We start from the raw sequence: 893 nt of genomic DNA on the forward strand, positions 1-893 counted from the left end.
CCTCCGCTGCCCCATTTCAATTCCCGATAATAAAAAGCACCCTCACGGCCGGTACAATTTAACCCTGAATGCCGGCGGTCAGATTGTAGATACTGACGCCACGTTGCGGGTCAAAGGGACGACGACCCTCACCCAAAACAACACCGAATTGCACTCAGCTGAAGGAAAGTATAATTCAGTTGAGGGGAAGTATACGCCGGTGACTTCTGCGCTGATTGAAAGGGCGTTAAGGCAGGGTCCTGAACTGACAATGAATTTCGCCGAAATAGAAGGAGAAGTCCCGGGAATTAAACTGGCGGATAAGCACACGCGAATAACCTCGAAAAACAATCGCCCGATTATTCATATTGCGGCCCCGAACGCCCGGGGCGTTTCACATAACCGTTATCAGACGTTTAATGTCGGGACCTCAGGACTGGTATTGAATAATGCGACCCATGATGTGCCGTCGCTGCTGGCAGGGCAAATCGGCGCGAATCTGAACTTTAAAGGCCAATCGGCTGAACTGATTATTAATGAAGTGGTGGGGAGTGTTGCCTCAAAACTACAGGGCCTGTTGGAAGTGGTGGGGCAAAAAGCTCCGGTCTTCATTATCAACCCGAATGGCATGATTTGTAATGGTTGCGGCTTTATCAATACCCCGGCGGTCACCTTATCGACCGGTAAACCGGTGTTTGATCAAGACGGGGCGTTAGCGGCCCTGGAAGTGAAGAAAGGCGCCATCATCCTGGGTGAAAAAGGGCTGGATGCGACGGCGCAGGATACTGTCGATATCATCAGTCGGACCACTCAGCTCAACGGCAGACTACAGGCGAAAAACCTGACATTGACACAAGGCCCCAACCGGATTGATTTAAAACGCGGGACGATTGTGCCGATTACCGGGGAAGATT

At 51.3% G+C, this 893-nt stretch carries 1 protein-coding gene; it reads left to right on the forward strand.

The window, feature by feature from the left end; genetic code table 11:
- Window positions 1-250: 250 nt before the first annotated feature.
- Window positions 251-893, forward strand: a 643-nt coding sequence (locus D3222_RS24795; protein WP_118988374.1) for a filamentous hemagglutinin N-terminal domain-containing protein, incomplete at its 3' end; no start/stop codon positions are given.

Origin of the sequence: Photorhabdus sp. CRCIA-P01, from assembly GCF_003545805.1 — a bacterium.
GTDB lineage: Bacteria > Pseudomonadota > Gammaproteobacteria > Enterobacterales > Enterobacteriaceae > Photorhabdus > Photorhabdus antumapuensis.